16 protein-coding genes are annotated in these 18354 nt (G+C 71.4%); 7 read left to right on the top strand and 9 right to left on the bottom strand.

Annotated elements, in window-relative coordinates; translation table 11 throughout:
* Positions 1 to 29: 29 nt before the first annotated feature.
* Positions 30 to 3116 (bottom strand): BTAD domain-containing putative transcriptional regulator, encoded by a 3087-nt coding sequence (locus ABZX61_RS31855; protein WP_355199828.1) that lies wholly within the window; start codon positions 3114 to 3116, stop codon positions 30 to 32.
* Positions 3117 to 3364: 248 nt separating this feature from the next.
* Here ABZX61_RS31855 and ABZX61_RS31850 point away from each other — a divergent pair, with 248 nt between their 5' ends.
* From ABZX61_RS31850 to ABZX61_RS31825, 6 genes are all read left to right on the top strand, one after another.
* The gene (locus ABZX61_RS31850) at positions 3365 to 3715 is read left to right on the top strand and encodes a YbaB/EbfC family nucleoid-associated protein (protein ID WP_355199827.1); all 351 of its coding nucleotides are present in this window, start codon (positions 3365 to 3367) and stop codon (positions 3713 to 3715) included.
* Between the two features lie 21 nt (positions 3716 to 3736).
* Positions 3737 to 4036, top strand: a complete 300-nt coding sequence (locus ABZX61_RS31845; protein ID WP_355199826.1) for a hypothetical protein — start codon at positions 3737 to 3739, stop codon at positions 4034 to 4036.
* Positions 4033 to 7959, top strand: coding sequence for a toxin glutamine deamidase domain-containing protein (locus tag ABZX61_RS31840; RefSeq protein WP_355199825.1), 3927 nt, complete (start codon positions 4033 to 4035; stop codon positions 7957 to 7959). Before ABZX61_RS31845 ends, ABZX61_RS31840 begins: the two co-directional genes overlap by 4 nt.
* A gap of 19 nt (positions 7960 to 7978) precedes the next feature.
* Positions 7979 to 8263 carry a YrhB domain-containing protein gene (locus ABZX61_RS31835; protein WP_355199824.1) on the top strand — a complete coding sequence of 95 codons (285 nt, stop codon included), beginning with the start codon at positions 7979 to 7981 and terminating at the stop codon, positions 8261 to 8263.
* The gene (locus ABZX61_RS31830) at positions 8260 to 8499 is read left to right on the top strand and encodes a hypothetical protein (protein ID WP_355199823.1); all 240 of its coding nucleotides are present in this window, start codon (positions 8260 to 8262) and stop codon (positions 8497 to 8499) included. The genes ABZX61_RS31835 and ABZX61_RS31830 overlap by 4 nt, the downstream gene beginning before the upstream one ends.
* Before the next feature lie 679 nt (positions 8500 to 9178).
* Positions 9179 to 10483 (top strand): phosphatase PAP2 family protein, encoded by a 1305-nt coding sequence (locus tag ABZX61_RS31825; protein ID WP_355199822.1) that lies wholly within the window; start codon positions 9179 to 9181, stop codon positions 10481 to 10483.
* A gap of 399 nt (positions 10484 to 10882) precedes the next feature.
* Here ABZX61_RS31825 and ABZX61_RS31820 read toward each other — a convergent pair whose 3' ends face one another.
* The 6 genes from ABZX61_RS31820 to ABZX61_RS31795 are packed head-to-tail and all read right to left on the bottom strand — an operon-like array spanning position 10883 to position 16922.
* Positions 10883 to 11428, bottom strand: a complete 546-nt coding sequence (locus ABZX61_RS31820) for a gluconokinase (protein WP_355199821.1) — start codon at positions 11426 to 11428, stop codon at positions 10883 to 10885.
* Positions 11418 to 12647: a D-mannonate dehydratase ManD gene (manD, locus tag ABZX61_RS31815; protein WP_355199820.1), complete on the bottom strand. Its 1230-nt coding sequence runs from the start codon at positions 12645 to 12647 to the stop codon at positions 11418 to 11420. The genes ABZX61_RS31820 and manD overlap by 11 nt, the downstream gene beginning before the upstream one ends.
* Before the next feature lie 43 nt (positions 12648 to 12690).
* Positions 12691 to 13839 (bottom strand): galactonate dehydratase, encoded by a 1149-nt coding sequence (gene dgoD / locus ABZX61_RS31810; protein WP_355199819.1) that lies wholly within the window; start codon positions 13837 to 13839, stop codon positions 12691 to 12693.
* 5 nt (positions 13840 to 13844) lie between these two features.
* Positions 13845 to 14660: a carbohydrate ABC transporter permease gene (locus ABZX61_RS31805; protein WP_350735505.1), complete on the bottom strand. Its 816-nt coding sequence runs from the start codon at positions 14658 to 14660 to the stop codon at positions 13845 to 13847.
* Complete coding sequence (locus ABZX61_RS31800; protein ID WP_355199818.1) at positions 14657 to 15607, bottom strand: sugar ABC transporter permease; 951 nt, start codon at positions 15605 to 15607, stop codon at positions 14657 to 14659. The genes ABZX61_RS31805 and ABZX61_RS31800 overlap by 4 nt, the downstream gene beginning before the upstream one ends.
* Positions 15608 to 15635: 28 nt before the next feature.
* Positions 15636 to 16922: a sugar ABC transporter substrate-binding protein gene (locus tag ABZX61_RS31795; RefSeq protein ID WP_355199817.1), complete on the bottom strand. Its 1287-nt coding sequence runs from the start codon at positions 16920 to 16922 to the stop codon at positions 15636 to 15638.
* A 194-nt stretch (positions 16923 to 17116) separates the two neighbouring features.
* Between ABZX61_RS31795 and ABZX61_RS31790 the strand changes: the two genes are divergently transcribed.
* Positions 17117 to 17821, top strand: a complete 705-nt coding sequence (locus ABZX61_RS31790) for an FCD domain-containing protein (protein ID WP_355199816.1) — start codon at positions 17117 to 17119, stop codon at positions 17819 to 17821.
* A gap of 15 nt (positions 17822 to 17836) precedes the next feature.
* Here ABZX61_RS31790 and ABZX61_RS31785 read toward each other — a convergent pair whose 3' ends face one another.
* Positions 17837 to 17977 (bottom strand): hypothetical protein, encoded by a 141-nt coding sequence (locus ABZX61_RS31785; protein WP_355199815.1) that lies wholly within the window; start codon positions 17975 to 17977, stop codon positions 17837 to 17839.
* A gap of 34 nt (positions 17978 to 18011) precedes the next feature.
* Positions 18012 to 18326, bottom strand: a complete 315-nt coding sequence (locus ABZX61_RS31780; protein ID WP_355199814.1) for a hypothetical protein — start codon at positions 18324 to 18326, stop codon at positions 18012 to 18014.
* Positions 18327 to 18354 lie beyond the last annotated feature (28 nt).

Below are 18354 nucleotides of genomic sequence, written 5' to 3'. Positions count from 1 at the left end.
CTCGCCAGGCGCTCACCAAGCGCTCACCGTCACTCACCGGCCAGGTCGAGCACCTCCTCGGCGCTCAGCCTGCGGCCCCGGTGACGTGCTTCGGCGTACCGGCCGGGGCCGAGCGCGCGTTCGGCCTCGGCGGCCGTCTCGTCCACGTCGCGGTCGGCGACCAGCTCCGCCCCGCGCAGGGACGCCGCTGCGCCGATGAGCGTCGCGGCCCGCTCCGCGTCACCAGTCAGCAGCGCGGCCCCGGCGAGGCCGTCCACCGCGTCCGCGGCGGCGGGCAGGTTGCCGCTGCGCACGGCCGTCTCGAGCGCGGCGCGGTGGTGGGCGCGGGCCTGCGCGGCGTCCCCGTCCATGGCGGCGGTCCAGCCGAGTCCGGTGAGGATGCGGGCACGGATCCGGCTCCCGGTGATCGAGGCGTCTCCGCAGCCGGCCAGCGCCGCCTCGTACAGCTGCCGGGCCTGGTCGGGTTCGCCGGATCGGCGGGCGAGGTCGGCGAGGCCACGGCGGGCGTCGGCGAGCAGGTCCGGCGCGCCGACGGCGCGGGCGACCTCGGCGGCGCGCTCGTAGCCGGTCCCGGCGGCGGCGAGGTCACCGTCCTGGGCCAGCAGGTCGGCGCGGCGGGTGAGGAGGTCCGCGGCGTCCTCCGTACGGCCCAGCTCCTCGATGAGCGTGATGGCCTCGTCCATCCAGGCCACCGCTCGGGCCCGTTCACCGCGCCAGGCCGCGATCCCGGCGAGCTTGTCCAGCGAGTTCGCGATCGCCCAGCGGTCGCCCGACGTGCGGAAACCGGCCAGCGCGGCGGTGAGCGCGTCCTCGGCGGCGGAGGTCCGACCGCCGAGCAGCAGCCGCAGTCCGTCGCCCATGCGCAGGAACGCCTGCGACCAGGGGTCGGTGTCGAACAGCCGGTGCTGAAGCGCGGGGTCGACGTCGAGCAGGCGTCCGGCCATTGAGAGCAGGAACACGACGTGGGGTCGGCGCAGTGGCCGGTCGTGCGCGGCGAGGCCGGCGGCGGCGCGGTCCAGGTGGTCGCGCAGGCCGGCATCGATGGAGGTGCCGGTCGCGGCGGCGGTCACGACGCAGCACGCGTACTCCTCGGCCTTCTCCGCACCCGGAGCATGTTCGCCCAGCAGCCGGGCGGCGAGCGGGGCGGCCTCGCCGCGCAGGCCGCGCAGCCACCAGAACCAGGACAGGGCCGCGATCAGCCGCGCGGCCAGCGGCGGGTCGGCGGCGACGGCCCAGCCCAGTGCGGCCAGCAGGTTGCCGTGCTCGGCGTCCAGCCGCGCGAGCCGATCCAGCTGGCCGGGCCCCCGCAGGTGGTGGTCGGCGGCTTCGGCCAGCGCGGTGAAGCACTCCGCGTGCGCCCGCAGGCATTCCTCCCGCTCCCCGGTCTCGGCGAGCCGCTCCGCGCAGTACTCGCGCACCGTCTCCAGCATCCGGTAGCGGCCGTCGTGTGCCTCGACGAGCGACTTGTCCACCAGGCCGGCCAGCACGGCCGCCACATCGTCGGACCCGGCCGGCCCGTCCAGGCCGCAGACCCGCTCCGCGTCCGCCAGGGTGACGCCGCCCGCGAACACGGTGAGCCGGCGCGCGAGCGCCTGCTCATCCGGGTCGAGCAGCCCCCAGCTCCAGTCGACCACCGCGCGCAGCGTCTGATGCCGCGGCGCCGCGGTGCGCTCGCCGCGCGACAGCAGCCGGAACCGGTCGGCCAGCCGCGCGTCCACCTCGTCCAGGGTGAACGAGCGCAGCCGGGCCGCCGCCAGTTCGATGGCCAGCGGCAGCCCGTCCAGGGCGGCGCAGATCCGCCGCACCGCGCCGATCGTGGCGGCATCCACGACGAACCCGTGCCGTACGGCGGCGGCCCGGTCGGCGAACAGCCGCACCGCCGGGCAGGCCAGCGCCTCGGCGAGCGCGGCATCGGGTGCGGGCACGGCCAGCTGCCCGACCGGGAACAGGACCTCACCGGTGATGCCGAGCGCCTCCCGGCTGGTGGCCAGGATCCGCAGCGCGGGGCAGGCGGCCAGGAGCCGGTGCGCGAGCCCGGCCGCGCTCGCGACGACCTGCTCGCAGTTGTCCAGAATCACCAGCACCGGCCGGTCGGCCAGCGCCGCGACGAGCCGATCCTCCGGCGGTCCCGACTCGCGCAGGCCCAGCGCGGCGGCCACGGCCGGCGCCACCTGCGCCCCGTCGCTCAACGCGGACAGATCGACGAAGCACACCTCCCCGGACACCCGGCCGCTCGCCTCCACCGCCAGCCGCGTCTTGCCGGTGCCACCCGGACCGGTCAGCGTGACCAGCCGTGATCCGGCCGGCAGCGCCGCGAGCTCGCGCAGCTCCTCCGCCCTTCCGACGAAGCTGGTGAGCTGGGCCGGCAGCCGCCGGAGCGCGGGGGCTGCCGCGGGTTCGGCGCGCAGGATGGCCAGGTGCGCCTCGGCCAGCTCGGCGGACGGGTCCACCCCCAGCTCGTCGCCCAGGAACCGGCGGGCCTGCTCGTACGCGGCGAGCGCCTCCGCCTGCCGGCCACCGGCGTACAGGGCCCGCATCAGCAGCGCCCGCGCCCGCTCCCGCAACGGGTGCGCCTCCACCAGCTCCGTCAGCTCCGCGGCCACCGCGTGGTGCTCGCCCAGCGCGAGCGCGGCCTCGGCCCGGTCCTCCACCGCCGCCAGCCGCTCCTCCAGCAGCCGGGCGGCCGCCGCCTCGGCGAACGGCGCGTCCAGCACGTCGGCGAGCGCCGGCCCGCGCCACAGGTCCAGCGCCTGACCCAGCACCATCGCGGCGCCCGCCGGGTCCCCGCCGGCCAGCGCCTGCCTGCCCTGCCCGGCGAGCCGGGCGAACCGGTGCGCGTCCACCGCGTCGAGGTCGACCGCGAGCCGGTAGCCCGCCGGTCCGAACTCCACGGCCGCCCCGTCACGCAGTCCTCGCCGGAGCCGGGAGACCTGCGACTGCAGCGCGTGCGCCGCGTCGGCGGGCGCGTCCTCGCCGTACAGGCCGGCGGCCAGCCGCCCGACGCTCACCGGGCGACCGGCCTCCAGCACCAGCATCGCCAGCAGCGACCGCACCTGCGGGCCGCCCACCGCCACCGGGCCCCCGTCGGGCAGGCGCGCCTCAACCGGACCCAACACGCCGAACCGCATCAAAAGCCCCCGGCTTCGCACATGCCGGCAATTATCCCAGCCGCGGGCCGCTCAGCGCTCCGAGGTGGTCTCCCGTACCCGGGGCAGCGCACAGCAGGACGGAGACCGTGGCCGAAGTTCTCTGACCGCGCGGGCCGGGTCACTTCGACGAATCCTGAAATGGGGCTAAGAGCCGACTTTCCCCCATTACGGTGCGAGAAATGAACGCTGACCAGTTGCATGAATACGCGAACCAATTGCGTGACAATTTCTTGCGACTGCAGGATCAATCCCTGGAACTGCACCAACGCGCCCGAGCTCTGCAGGTCACCCACAGCTCGCCCGACGGCCTCGTCACCGCCACCGTGGGCGCCCGCGGTGACCTGATCCGGCTCGAGCTCGACCCCCGGGTCTCCCGCCTGCGCGACAGCGGCAGGCTGGCCGGCCTCATCACCGCCACCGTGCAGCAGGCCGCGGCGATGGCCCAGGAGGAGATCGTGCGGATGTTCACGCCCCTCGTCCCGCCGGAGCAGATGCGGGCCCACCTGGATGGCGACCTCGACAGCGTGCTGGGGCACCTGGACGACCGGCTGCGCGAGATCGGGTAGCGGATGGCCGAGCACGTACGCATGGAGCGGTCTCAGGTCGAGGCCGGACTCAAGGGCTGGCAGGGCCACGCCGCCGGACTCGGTGACGCTCTGCGCGACGCCACCGCCCGCATCGAACGGCTGAACGCCGCCGCCCCCTGGGGTGGCGACTCGGCCGGGCAGGAGTTCTACCGGGCTTACTCGGCCGAAGGAGGGCCCGACACGCTCATCGCCTGGGCCGGGCAGCTCATGAGAGACCACGAGGCCACCGGCGAGGGTGTACGGCAGACCGTGGAGACCACGAGCGAGGCCGCCTCCACGCCGAGGGGCGATCGGGTGTGAGCGTCCACGCGGGGGCGGAGCACAACCGCAGCACACCGGTCACCAGCCCGCCGGGCGGTGGCGACGACACGATCGGCAGCGGCGGCTACGCGACCGACGTCACGCCGGCCTGGGGAGAGGGCGCGCCCGAGTGGGTGGACGTCCTGATCTCGCTGGTGGCGGCCGGGCAGATGTGGCCGGAGGGCAGCGAGAAAGGCCTGGCGGAGCTGGCGGTGGCCTTCGACGACCTGTCGCGGGCGGCGCTGGCCGGGCAGGACGTGAGTTCGCGGGCCACGATGCTGGACGGGTGGTCGGGCGCGTCGGCCGACGCCTTCCGCGAGCACACCGACGAGCTCGCGTCGGGGGAGACGGGACTGGCGGGGATGGCGCAGGCCGCTCGGGCGTACGCGCTGCAGCAGGACTCCTTCGCGCGCGCCACGCAGTACGGCAAGCTGTCCATCAACGTCGGCTACTGGATCACGGTCAGCGCGGCCGCCGTCGGGGTCACGGCGAGTTTCCTCACCGCGGGCGCGACCACACCGCTGCTCGCCGCGTACGCGCAGCGGCTGCGTACCTTCCTCAACCAGGTGTTCGGCTCGCTGGAACGGGCGGCGGGGGCCGGGCGCGGGCTCACGACCGTCGCGCCGAAGCTCGCCGCCGTCCAGACGGCCCAGTTCGGCGGGCGAAAACTCGGCCAGGGGCTGCTGGCCAGGGCGGTCACCAGCCACATGCTGCGCGAACTGCCGGAGGAGGTGGGCGAGGGCCTGCTCATGGACGGGCTCGCCCAGCGCCGGCAGATGGACCTCGGGACGCGTACGAGCTGGGACACCCGCATGACGGCCGCGAACGTCCTCGGCGACGCGACCGGCGCCTTGCTGGCGTCCCGGGTCGCGCCCGCGGTCTCCAAGTACGTCTCCGGCCTCCCCGGCCTGCGCCACCTCGACACCGCGGCCGGGGACGCCGGTGGGCTGGCGAACGTCCTCATGCGGTACCCCACCAAGGCCGCCAGCGCGGCCGCCACCAACGCGCTCGTCTCGGCCCCGGCCGGGATGATCTCCAACGGCGTCGTGTACGGCACCTGGCAACTCCCCACGATGGAGGGGCTGGTGGGCAGTATGGCGGCCGGCGCCGGCCGAGTGGGCACCGTCAGCCCTCTCAGCACCGACGTCCTCTCCGCCCTCGCCAACCCGTCAACGGCCCTCGCCCGCGCGGAATCCACCGTCCACGCCCAAGACCCCGCCCCCTCGCCCTCGGCACCCACCGCCGGTTCCGGCCAGGTCGGGAGCACCCAGAACACCGCCACCCGCGGGGCCGGCGGGGTCACCCCGATGACCACCACCCCGCCCACCCCGGCCGGCGACGCACACGGGACCGGTTCGACAGGCACCCCCCAGCGCAGCAGCCTCACCCCAACGCCGGCCGGCGCCCCCACCGCGTGGGCCCCCACCGCGTCGGCCCAGACCGGAAGCGCGCCTACCGGAGCGCCACCGAGCACCACCTCCAGCGGCGCCACCCAGGCAGGCGCGACACCACAAGGATCAGCACAGAGCACCGCGTCCGGCGGGACCGCGCAGGCCGGCGCGGCGTCGCAGGGCGCGCCATCGGGCACCGCGCCCGGGGGGACGGCGCAGGCGGGTACGGCACCGCAAGGATCGGCACCGGGCACCTCGTCCGGCGGGACGGGGCAGGCGGGTGCGGCGTCGCAAGGGGCGGGATCGAGCGGCCAGTCGGCGGCCGTTGGTGCGCCAGGTGGCTCATCGGCACAGACCAGCCCGATCGGCGCGGCTGCCGGCACCCCGGTCGCCGGGACGGGTGGGCCCACCACCCCGGCCACGGCGGGGGCCGGGCCGACCGCCCCGGCCGCTGCCGCCTCTGTGCCGACGGCCTCTGGCGCCCCGAACCCGACAGGGCCTGGGGTGGATGTCGAGGGCGGGGGGTTGGTGCCGTCCAAAGAGGCGTTGGCTCTGGCGCTCAGTGGGGCGGGCACCCCGTCCGTAGCGAGGCTCGAGGGGATCGGGCCGGAGGCGGCGAGTGACATTGATCAGGCGTTACGTGAGCTGGCCCGTGACTACCCCGACCTGACGCGCGCCCTCGGCGCCGTCAGCACCACGGACCCGCACGGGAACTTCGTCACCCAGCCGGACCTGGTGGCCTACGCGGTCATGGACGGCGGTGAGCGGGGCATCCACCTGAACCCTGTCGCCATGGCCGACCAGGTGGAGGCCGGGCGGGTGGAGGAGGCGACCGGGTGGACGGTGCCGGGCGGTGGGTCGGTGCGCGGTGTGCTCTACCACGAGGTGGGCGAGCACATCGCCGACCGCATCATCAGCGACCCCGATGCGCGCACCGCCCTGAACGCCACCGTCTCGGCCGCGCTGGGCCGCCCGTACGACGTCACAGGCGTGCACGACCAAGAGACCGTAACCGCCGTCGAGTCCCGCCTGTCCACGTACGGCGCCACCACCCCACGCGACCTGATCGCGGAGGCGTTCACCGAGTACAGGGCCTCGGCGACCCCGCGTCCCCTGGCCAGGGCGGTCGGTGAGCTGATCGATCGGCTGCACACCACGCAGGCACACCGGACACAGGACACCGCGCCGACGACGCGCTCCCGCGAAGAGGTCTATGCCCGCAGGCGCGGTCCCTCCGACGACCCGGAAGCGGATCCGGACCTGTGGGCGCTGCGGGCCATGGACGGGCGGATGAGCGAATCCCGCTATCGGGACGAGGACGCCGAACGCCAGGCAGGCAAGATCCTCCAGCGCATGGCGAACACCTGGGGCCGCGACGGGACCCAGTGGCTGCTGGATACGTTCCAGGCGCGTTCCCCGTACGTACGCGACGGCATCCTCTGGGCCGCCCGCCAGAACGGCCTGGCCGGCCCGAGTGGCGAGCAGCAGTCAATGGCACAGACGTCTCGGCCCCTGGGCCAGAGCGGCCAGCAGCAGGAGGCGGCCTACCAGGCCGAGAACCTGTACGACTCCCAGGCCGACCGGAGCCACTGGAAAGACGTCATGCGGGAGGCCGACCATCTCGCCCACCAGTACACGGCCGCCGACCGCAACCAGGACGCGGACGCGTTCCAGGACGCCATCGACAACGCCCAGGCGTTCGTCCGCCGTCACGGCCTGGCCGACGCCAGCCGGACGCCTTGGTACAAGTTCAAGGGCGCGGCGGAGATGGACAACTGGATGGCCTTCCGCGAGAGGGAGGACACCAGCACCGGCATCGGCTTCATCAGCGAGATCCTGCTCTATGACTTCGACCTGGAGCCGGACGACCTCAAGGGCACCGGTGCCGCCGGTCAGAGTGGGACGAAGGGGTACGAGCCGCCGATCTCCGACCACGACGACTTCGGCAAGGTCAATGTCGAGCGCCGGACCAAGGTGCCCCTCGCCGGACTGCGCCCGCAACGGGTGGAGGACTACGACAAAGCCTCCCAGCCGCTCAGCGAGGAGCACAAGGAGGTCATGCGGAAGGCGTACGGGGAGTTGCGGAAGTTCATCGACGACCTCGGCTCCAGGGAGATCAGGTTCGGTGACCTGCTCGCGATCATCAACAAGGTCAACCCGACCGGGCACAACAGGAACTGCCCGGAGACCAGCCTGGCCATCGATGACATCCTGCGCGGCAAGCCGGCCGTGGCCGGGCCACTGAACGCCGCGCCGGTCCCGGTCATCCGCACCACGATGGGCAGGCGGGCGATCGAGAAGCACCTGCGGCTCAGCAATCTCAAGAAGGTAGCGAAGATCCTGCAGAACGAGGGGCCGGGATCACGCGGCGTGGTGATCGGCTACAGCGGCTCCGGCATCGGGCACGTGTGCAACGTCCTCAACGTCAACGGCCACATCTACTACGCGGACGGCCAGCACCAGCGGGTGTACATGGACCGGCACCCCATGGAGGGCAAGTACCGCGAGTACGACTTCTTCCAGACCCGCTGAGAAAGGACGGATCACCATCATGATCGGCAAGGAGGAGGCCGAGCAGATCGTGCGCGCGTACATCGCGGAGGAACTGAGCGCGGTGGGGGAGGGGCTGGTCGTGCACGACGCGGTGACGGTGGAGCGGCCGTACGGGTGGTTCTTCACGATCACCACGGTGGAGTTCGTCGAGACGGGCGACCCCGGCACCACGTACGCCGGGCTGGGACCGGTCCTGGTGCGGCGGGCCGACGGCGGGCTCGTCGAGTACGACTCCATGTACACCGGCGAGTCGGCGGCCGAGGACTACGAGGCGGCGCTGTGACGCGGCGGCGGCCCGCGATCTGCGACGCGTGCGCCAGGCTCCGGCAACGGGTTGATTCGCAGGCGGCCGGCCGGTACGTCCCCTACTGCGAGGCCTTCCCCGCAGGCGTCCCGGTGGAGATCTATGAGGGCGGCTTCGACCACCGGCACGAATACCCCGGCGACGGCGGTGTCCGGTTCGCGCTGCGGCCGACGGCCGAGGGGGCGGTGCGGGCGTTCGAGCTACGCCGCACCTGAAAGGCGAGGGCTGTGCGGCCCGAGGCTGTCTACACATCAGCTGCGTCCACGGGAGGGTCTTCTGTGAGGCCGAGTCGAAGAGAAGTGCTCCGCACCGGGATGGGGGTCGCCCTGCTGCGCCTCCGCCGGCGACTTCTTCCGTGAGATCGGCGCGACCGTCGCCACAGCAGCGGTCGGCGCGCTGTTCGCCGAGCGGCTCACCGGCTCCCTGTCCGGCCTCGCGCCGAGCCTGGGCGGGACGGGCGGCCACGTGCCGCGCGCCGGCGTGGTCGAAGGGCATGGCGTCGGATCCGTGCAACACGCCGAGCAATGACCGGTGGGAACGAGGACACTCCAACCGTCGGCGACTGGGGTGCCCTTGGGCCGCGTGCATCACGGTCAGGAACGTGGGCGAGACGTGCACCGCCCACGGGAAGGACTGGCAGGTGGGGACGGGTTCGAGAAGCCGCCGCCTACGACAATGCGATCTCCTGACCCGCGACGCCGCCCAGCGGGAGCATCTGGTCGGGCGCCGAGAAACGCGCCGCTTATGAGGAAATGGCAGCGGCTGGCTTGTATCCGTTGTTGTACCTCGCGCTGCCGCTTTCGCCGAACGGGCCTCAGCGTCGTCGGCCTGGTTGCCGACGTGGCAGTTGTTGCGCGCTGGCTCGATCGGTGGCGGTCGGAGTAATTTCCCATCATGGTCAAATTACGTTCCGCCGGATGGGCAGGCGCCCTCCCGCGCAAGGCCGTCAGCTTATCCGTCGCCGGAGTCATCGCTGTCGGGTCGCCGATCGGACTCGGCTCGTCGTTCGCGAACGCGTCGACTTCGAACGCGCCTCCCAATGCCGTCATCACCTGGGACAGAAACGCCCAGACGGCGATATGGGACATCGCCGGCCAGCAACCACAGGTCCAGGCGCGCAGCTTCGCAATGGTGCACGGAGCCGTTTACGACGCCGTGAACGCGATCGCCGGCACTCCCTATCAGCCGTATCTGATCGCGCCGCCTGCCGACGGGACGGAGTCGACGGACGCGGCCGTCGCGACCGCGGGCTTCCTTGTGCTGAACGCGCTGTTCCCAGAACAGCAAGCGAGGCTGAAGACGCAGTACGACGAGGCGCTGGCCGTGATCCCCGACGGTACCGCCAAGCAGCGCGGAATCACCGTGGGCACTCAGGCGGCCGCTGCGATGAACGCCGCACGGGAGAACGACGGAGCGTTCGGAAACCAGACCTGGGCTGTGGGCACCCAGCCCGGTCAATGGCGGCCGGCGCCACCCACGTTCGCCTCCGACGGAGCCTGGGTCGGTGACCTCAAACCGTTCCTCATCCGCAGCGCCTCCATGTTCCGCACGTCCGGCCCGACATCGCTCACCAGTCACCGGTACGCCCGGGACTTCAACGAGGTGAAGACCATCGGCTCGGCGACCAGCACGGTCAGGACGTCCGACCAGACGCAAGCCGCGATCTGGTGGCACGACCGGCACCTGGCCGAATGGGAGATCAAGCGCCAGCTGGCGACGAAGCGGCAACTGAACACGTTGCAGACGGCGCGGATGTTCGCGATGGTCGACCTGGCCGAAGCCGACGCCACGATCGCCTGCTACAACGAGAAGGCAGCGTGGAATTTCTGGCGGCCGGTCACCGCGATCCGCCTGGCCGACACCGACGGAAATCCGGGAACGGCGGCCGATCCCGACTGGACGCCATTGCTCGTTACACCACCGCACCCCGACTACACATCCGGACATACCTGCTTCACAGCGGCCAGCATGTCGGCGTTGGCGTATTTCTTCGGCCGCAACGACATCCCCTTCAGCGGATACAGCGCCGCCTCGGGTACCACCAGGTATTTCCGCAGTTTCTCGCAGGCGCTCGCCGAGGTCATCGAAGCACGCATCTGGGGCGGAATCCATACGCGAACGGCCGATGTCGAAGGCGCGAAAATCGGCAAGAAGGTCACCGCTTACATGGTCGCGCACTACTTCAAACCGAAGGAGTAATGACCTGCTGCTCTTCACCCTGAAGTGGCGGGCTTCAGGGGCAGCTCTTGCGGTAGGGCAGGGCTGGGATGCAGGCCTTCCATTCGGCGGTGGTGAGGGATCCTCCCGCCGGCCGTGAAAGCGATCGACTGGAGCTGCCCTGTATTCGGATCCTGACCTCCCGGGCTCGGCGTGCCGTCGGCGGTGGTCCGGGAGAGGGGACAGTGGGCATGCGCGTGTGCGTCTTCGCCGAACCGCATCGCGTGGGTGAGGCCGGCAGGCCTGGTCAGGGGACCTCCCGGATCCGGCCGGGCACGCCGGTCTCGTCGGCGACCTTCCGGCAGCCCGGCCTGCTGCGACTGGGGCCCGCCTGATCAGAGGCCTGATCAGAGGCCTGATCAGGGGCCGATCAGGGGCCGATCAGGGGACCGTCGGGTGGGTGGCCGTCGGCAGGCCGAGCCGGGTCGCCACCGCCGCCGCCAGCTCGTCCGGCGACAGCGCCACCTCCAGCACCATCCCGGACTCCTCAGGGCCGAGGTGCTCCAGGATCGCCCGCTGCGAGTCGAACAGGCCGGGCGACATGTAGTGGTCGGTACGGCGGGTCAACCGGTCCCGGATCAGCGTCGCGGGCCCGTCCAGGAGGACGAACTCCACCTCCGGCGGGCCCTGCCGCAGCACGTCCCGGTAGGAGCGCTTGAGCGCCGAGCACGCCAGCACCGTGGAGACGCCCTCGGCGTGCCGGGCGGCCATCCAGGCGGCCAGGTCCCGCAGCCACGGCCAGCGGTCCGCGTCGTCCAGCGGGATGCCGGAGCGCATCCGCGCCACGTTGGCCTCCGGGTGGAACTCGTCCGCCTCGGCGAACCGCAACCCGGTCAGCTCGCTGATCCTGCGGGCCACGGTCGTCTTGCCCGCGCCCGACACGCCCATGACCACGATGTGCCGGGTGCGCCGCTGCTCACCAGTCATGGACGGTGCCGTCCTTGAGCCGGTTGAACGGCAGGTACGCCGGTTGGTACGGGAAGCGCGCCGCGGCCTCCTCGTCGAGATCCACGCCGAGCCCCGGCAGCTCGCCGGGGTGCAGGTAGCCGTCGCTGAAGCTGAACGACTGCCGGAACACCTCGTTGGTCGCCTGGCCGTGCTGCATGTACTCCTGGATGCCGAAGTTGTGGATCGCCAGGTCCAGGTGCAGGGCGGCGGCCATGCCGACCGGCGAGATGTCGGTCGGGCCGTGGATGCCGGACTTGATCTGGTACTGGGCGGCGTAGTCGAGCAGCTTGCGCATGGCCGTGATCCCGCCGGTGTGGGTGACGGCGGAGCGGACGTAGTCGATGAGCTGCTCGCGGATCAGGGTCTGGTAGTCCCACACGGTGTTGAAGACCTCCCCGATGGCCAGCGGGGTGGTCGTGTGCTGACGGACCAGGCGCAGCGCCTCCTGGTTCTCCGCCGGGGTGCAGTCCTCCAGCCAGAACAGGTCGTACGGCTCGAGGGCCTTGCCGAGCTTGGCGGCCTGGATGGGGGTCATCCGGTGGTGCCCGTCGTGCAGCAGCGGCAGCTCGGGGCCGAACTCGTTGCGCACCGCCTCGAAGACGCCGGGCAGGTGACGCAGGTAGGCGCGGGTGTCCCAGTCCTCTTCCGCGGGCAGCGCGGTGCGCTGGGCCGGCTCGTAGTCGTAGCGCGTGCCCTCGACGCTCGGCTGGGCGGCCACTCCGTACACGGCGTTGATGCCCGGTACGGACGTCTGCACCCGCAGCGACCGGTACCCCATCTCCAGGTGCCGCCGGATCGAGTCGAACAGCTCCGGCAGGTCCCGGCCCGACGCGTGCCCGTACGCCATGATCCCGGTCCGGGAGGCGCCGCCGAGCAGCTGGTAGAGCGGCATCCCGGCGGCCTTGGCCTTGATGTCCCACAGCGCCACGTCCACGGCCGCGATGGCGGCCATGGTGACGGGCCCGCGCCGCCAGTACGCCGAGCGGTAGAGGAACTGCCAGGTGTCCTCGATGCGATGCGGGTCCCGCCCGATCAGCAACGGGACGATGTGGTCGGCCAGGTACGACGCGACCGCCAGCTCACGCCCGTTGAGGGTGCCGTCGCCCAGCCCGGTGATCCCCTCGTCCGTCGTGATCTTGAGGGTGACGAAGTTGCGGTCGGGACTGGTCACGATGACGTCCGCTGCGATGATCTTCACGCGGGTGCCTTTCTCACGTCGGCGGTGCGGTCGGGGGTCATGGTCACCATTCCGCGTACGAACCGTCCCGGTGCCGCCAGACAGGGCTGCGCCAGGCGTGTCCCTTCTTGTCGGCGGCGCGGACCGCCTGATCGTCGATCTCGATGCCCAGGCCGGGTGCGGTGAGCCGCTCGACGTATCCGTTCACGAAGGTCAGCGGGGTCTTGTCGAGGCAGTAGTCGAGCACCTCGGCACCACGGTTGTAGTGGATGCCGATGCTCTGCTCCTGGATCAGGTAGTTCGGGGTGGCGAAGCCGACCTGGAGGCAGGCCGCGAGGGCGATCGGGCCGAGCGGGCAGTGCGGGGCGAGCTGCACGTCGTACACCTCGGCGAGGGTGGCGATCTTGCGGACCTCGGTGATGCCGCCGGCGTGCGAGAGGTCCGGCTGGGCGACCGCGATGCCGGCCTGGAAGACCGGCAGGAACTCCTGCCGGCTGTAGAGCCGCTCCCCGGTCGAGACCGGGGTGGTCGTCGAGCGGACGAACTCGCCGATGAGGTGCGAGTTCTCCGGTACGACCGGCTCCTCCAGGAACAGCGGCCGGTACGGCTCCAGCAACGGCGCCACCCGGCGGGCGTTGGCCAGGGTGAAGCGCCCGTGGAAGTCGACGGCCACGTCGCGGTGGTCGCCGAGCACCTCGCGGGCGGCCGCCACCCGGGCGACCACGCCGTCCAGCTCGGCGACCGAGGCGACCGGGCTCATCGCGCCGGAGGCGTTCATCTTCACCGCGGTGAGCCCGGCCTCGAGCTGGGCGGTGATGTGATCGCGGACCTCGCTGGGCTCGTCGCCGCCGACCCAGCCGTACACCCGGATCCGGTCCCGGACCGGACCGCCGAGCAGCTGGTGCACGGGAGCGCCGAAGTGCTTGCCGGCGATGTCCCAGAGGGCCTGGTCGAGGCCCGCCACGGCGCTGGCCAGGATCGGGCCGCCCCGGTAGAACGAGCCCTTGGTCAGCACCTGCCAGTGGTCCTCGATGCGTAGCGCGTCCCGGCCGATCAGCAGCTCCGCGAGCTGGTCGACGGCGGTGCGGACGGTCTCGGAGCGCCCCTCGCAGGTGGCCTCGCCCCAGCCGACGATCCCGGAGTCGGTCTCCACCCGGACGAAGAGCCAGCGGGGGGCGACGAGGAAGGTCTCCACGCGCGCGATGGTCGTCATGCCGGTCAGCCCTTCGTCGCGCCGGCGGTGAGGCCGGAGACCACGTACTTCTGCACGAACAGAGCGATCACCATGATCGGCACGGTGACCACGGTGGCCGCGGCCATCAGGCCGCCCCAGTCGATGCTGGCGTACCCGACGAAGTCGAAGATCGCCACGGGCAGGGTCTTGGTGTCGGCGTCGGAGAGCACGAGCGCGAACATGAAGTTGTTCCAGGAGAAGATGAAGGACAGGATCCCGGCGGTGGCGATGCCCGGCACCGCCAGCGGCAGGGTGATGCGCCGGAACGCGCCGACGTGGGTCAGCCCGTCCACCAGCGCCGCCTCCTCCAGCTCCTCGGGCAGGCTGTCGAAGTAGCCCATCATGATGTAGACCACCAGCGGCAGCGCGACGAACATGTGGCTGATGATCAGCACCCCGAAGCCGCCGACCATCTTCAGGTTGGAGAAGACGTAGTACCAGGGCACCAGCAGCGAGACGCCGGGGATGACCCGGGCCATCAAAACCACCAGCGCGGACTTCTTCATGTTGAACCGGCTCATCGAGTACGCGGCCGGCACGCCGAGGATCAGCGAGGCCACCGTGGCGGCGAAGGCCACCCAGAGGCTGTTGACGATGAACTCGACGTAGTTCGCCTGCTGGAGCACCTTGGCGTAGTTGTCCATCGTGGGCGAGAAGGCCAGCGCCTTGCCCGGGTCGTAGATGTCGACGTTGGTCTTGAACGACGCGGAGACCATCCAGAGCAGCGGCGCGACCAGGGAGAGCACCACGATGGTGAGCGCCACCACCCGGAACACCTGGTACGCGGGCCGGGCCTTCATCGCTGCGCCTCCTTGCGCCGGGCGGTCAGGGCCCACATGGCCCCGATGATGATCAGGAAGAAGAGGATGAGGACGGTGGAGGAGACGCCGTACTCGTTGTAGTCGAAGCTGAGGCCGTAGGCGTACACGTTCAGCGTCTCGACCTCATGGAACGAACCGCCGCCGCGGCCCTTCGTGGCGTAGAGGACGTCGAAGGTCTTGAGCGCGTCGATGCCGCGCAGCAGGACCGCCACCGTCAGCGTGGGCATCAGCAGCGGCAGGGTGACGTGCCGGAACCGCTGCCAGGTGCTGGCGCCGTCGATGTGCGCCGCCTCCTGCGGCTCGTCCGACAGCGAGGTGAGCCCGGCGAGCAGGATCAGCACCACCATCGGCGTCCACTGCCACACGTCGATGAAGATCGTGGTGGCCAGGGCCGTGTGCTGGCCGGCCAGCCACGGCTGCGGCCCGATACCGAACCAGCCGAGGAGCTGGTTGGCCATGCCGATGTTCGGGTCGAAGATGAGCCGCCACATCATGCCGACCGCGACCGGAGTGGCCACGAGCGGCATGAGGATGGCGAGCCGGACCCACCGCTGCCCCTTGAACGGCCGCCAGAGCAGCAGCGCGATCGCCATCCCGAGGACCACCTCGAACAGCAGCGCGACGACGGTGAACGTGGCGGTCCGCCCGACCGCGGGCCAGAACCGCTCGGTATCCGACAGGACGTCGAGGTAGTTCCGCAGGCCCACGAACTCGCTCTCCGCGCGGACGGATCCCTCGGCGTCGGTCAGGCTGAGGTAGCCGGTCCAGGCCAGGGGGAACACGAGCAGCGCGGCGACGAAGACCATCGCGGGCGCGGCGAAGAGCCATTTGCGGTGGGCGTCCACCCAGCGCAGCCAGCCGGGCGTGCCGGGGGCGGCGGGGGCGCCGCGCGGCGCCTTGGTGGTCGGTGTGGTGATCGTTGCCATGGGGACTCCAGGGGTCGGCGGGTGCCGCTTACTTGGCCTCGTCGTCCAGGAACTTCTGGAACGCGGCGTTGGCCGTGTCGGCGGCCGCCGCGGTGTCCTTGCCGGTGATCGCGTCGACGATCGGCTGGCCCACGATCTCGCGGGACTCGGCGACCTTCACGACCAGCGGCCGGTCATGACCCACCCCGTCCTTGGTGCTGGCCGCGATGGCCTCCACCAGGTCCTTCGGGAAGGTCGAGGTGCCCTCCGGGTTGGCCCACACGGAGGTGCGGGCGCCGGGCACGCCGGACTTCTGCTGGGCGAGCGTCTGTGCCTTGCCGGTGGCCCACTCGATGAACTTCCAGGCGTTGGCGGTGTTCTCCGAGCTGGAGTTGACGCCCAGCGCCCACGACGGGATGTTGTACGGCTTCGAACCGCCAGGGCCGGCCGGGAACGGCGCGAAGCCGACGTTGTCCGAGACCTTGGACTTGGCCGGGTCGGTGGCGTTCTTGTAGAGCGAGTTGGCCTCGGTGTAGAAGGCGGCCTTGCCCTGGGTGAAGATGGCCATCGCCTCGGGCCAGCCCATGTCGGTGCTGACGTTCGCCGGGCCGGAGTCCTTGATCAGCCCGCCGTAGTAGGCGTACGCCAGCTTGGCCGCCTCGCTGCCGACCGCGGCCTTGCCGCTGCCGTCGACGAAGTCGCCGCCGAAGCTGTACAGGAAGCTGGAGAACTGGGTGACCGCCGGCGACTTGCCGGTACGGGCGACGAACCCGGCCATGTCCGGCTCGGATGCCTTGATCTTGGCGGCGGCGGCCTTGAGCTCGTCGAGGGTCTTCGGCGGGGCGCTCAGGCCGGCCTTGGACAGCAGGTCCTTGCGGTAGTAGAGGACCTCCTGCTCGGTGATGATGGGGACGCCGACCGGCTTGCCCTCGTACGTGGTGGCCTCCACCGGGCCGGCCTGGAAGTCGCTGAAGTCCCAGTCCTTGTTGGCCTTCACCTGCTCCGACAGGTCGGCCAGGTACTTGTTCTTGGCGAAGAGCCTGCCCTCCTGCAGGGGGCGGTACATCATCACGTCGATGTCGGACGAGCCCGCGTTCAGCTTGACGTTGTACTGGTCGGAGAGCTGGTCCTCGCCGAGCTGGGTGATCTCGGCCTTGAGCCCGGTCTGCTTCTCGAACTCGGGCAGGGCCTTCTTGATGTTGTCGGTCCACACGTGGTTGGCCAGGGTGATCCGGACCGTCTTGGACCCGCCGCCGTCACCCCCACCGCCGCAGGCGGACAGCCCCATGGCGGCCACCACGGCCAGAGATGTACCGAATATCGCGCGACGTCGCACGTCAATCCCGCCTTCCTGTCATGGTCGCCGCCCCCGGAAGAGCGCCACATGCTCGTAACATCTGCTTAATGCCGGGATGCTAGGACAAAAAAGCTGACTTATTCAAGAGTCAGCCTTCAACTGATATGTTCTATGCCGTGAATCAGTCCTCCCCGGGGGCCGCCCCCACTCGGCCCGCCCTTGCGGAGGCTGGGTTGCACGCACGGGTCCTCGACCACCTCGGCACCGCCATCTGCAGCGGCGACGTGGCTGCCGGCTCGGTCCTGAGCATCGAAGACCTGGTCGACCGCTACCAGGTCTCCCGCTCGGTGATCCGCGAGGTGCTGCGGGTGCTCGCGTCCATGGGGCTCATCGAGACCCGGCGCCGGGTCGGGATCATGATCCAGCCTCCCGGGGTGTGGAGCGTCTTCGATCCGCAGGTGATCCGCTGGCGGCTCGCCTCGGAGGGGCGGATGGCGCAGCTGCGCTCGATCACCGAGCTGCGGACCGCGATCGAGCCGTACGCCGCCTGGCTGGCCGCCGGGCGGGTCGACCACGACGAGGCGAGCGAGCTGGTCGGGCTCGCGGCCAAGATGTGGGCCGCCGGGAAGGCCGGCGACGAGGCCCGCTTCCTCGACCTGGATATCGACTTCCACCGGCGGGTGCTGGCCGCCTCCGGCAACGAGATGTTCGCGAAGCTGCAGCTGATCGTGGCCGAGGTGCTGGCCGGCCGGCACCACTACCACCTGATGCCTCACTACCCGGACGAGGAGGCGCTGCAGCTGCACACCGACGTGGCCCAGGCGATCCAGCGGCGCGACGGCGAGCGGGCCCGGAAGGCCATGGTGGGGATCATGGAGCAGGGGTTCGCCGAGATGAAGTCGCTGTGGGAGCGGACCGCCGAGCCGGGCGGCGCCTGACCGGCGGCCTTCGCGTCAGCGCGCGGCGAGCGCGAGTCCGGCCAGGCCCAGCAGGGCGCCAAGCGCGCTGACGCGCGGGTCGGCCCGGTCCACGGTGAGCAGGTACCCGGTCATGGCGATAGCGGAGCCGGCGGCCAGCAGCAGCCGCCGCGACATGGGTGTTCCGCCCTCCGGTCGGGCGAGGGGCCGGTCAGGCGGGGTCGAGGGCGTCGGTGTCGCCGACGTGGAGGCGTACGACGCCGCTGACGTAGCGGCCGCCCTTGACGTCGCCGGGCACGACCAGGCGCAGGCCTTCCTCGTCCAGTTTCGCGCCGTCCTGGGCGACGGCGAGCCACGTGGACGGTGTGCTGCGGCAGGCCGCGCAGCCGCGCCATGGTGAACGAGCGCGGACGGTTGACCTGGCCGCGCACCTTGACCGTCCCGGCGGCGGCCTGCCGGACGCGACGGCCCGGCGGCGGGGTGAACCGATACTCACGAGGGTGCTCTCCGATCTCGTGGATGCCATGGCAGAACCGTAGATCATGCCGCTGATG

The organism is Nonomuraea sp. NPDC003709, assembly GCF_040610775.1.
Taxonomy (GTDB): domain Bacteria; phylum Actinomycetota; class Actinomycetes; order Streptosporangiales; family Streptosporangiaceae; genus Nonomuraea; species Nonomuraea angiospora_A.
Note: the sequence above shows the minus strand (reverse complement) of the source record. Positions and strands in the feature narration are given on the sequence as shown.